The sequence below is a fragment of the Salmonella sp. SAL4457 genome, from assembly GCF_046548235.1.
GTDB lineage: Bacteria > Pseudomonadota > Gammaproteobacteria > Enterobacterales > Enterobacteriaceae > Salmonella > Salmonella enterica.
In genome coordinates, this window is the sequence record NZ_JBGDZO010000983.1 from 1 (window position 1) to 251 (window position 251).

General features: G+C 72.9%; 1 protein-coding gene. It reads right to left on the reverse strand.

The window, feature by feature from the left end; genetic code table 11:
• Positions 1-251, reverse strand: a 251-nt coding sequence (locus tag ACLJNW_RS27120; RefSeq protein WP_410961651.1) for an aldehyde dehydrogenase family protein, incomplete at both ends; no start/stop codon positions are given.

Below are 251 nucleotides of genomic sequence, written 5' to 3' on the forward strand. Positions count from 1 at the left end.
ACATCGTTCATCACCACCGCCGGGTTCTTGCCGCCGCACTCCAGTACCACCCGCTTGAGGTTGGACTCGGCGGCGTACTTGAGGAACAGGCGGCCGGTCGCGGTGGAGCCGGTGAAGCTGACCATCGCCACGTCCGGGGGGCGGCCCAGCGGGTCGCCGGCCTCGCGGCCGCCGCCGGGGACCACGTTGAACACCCCGGCGGGGATCCCCGCCTGGCTGGCCAGTTCGGCGACGCGCAGGGCGGTCAGGCT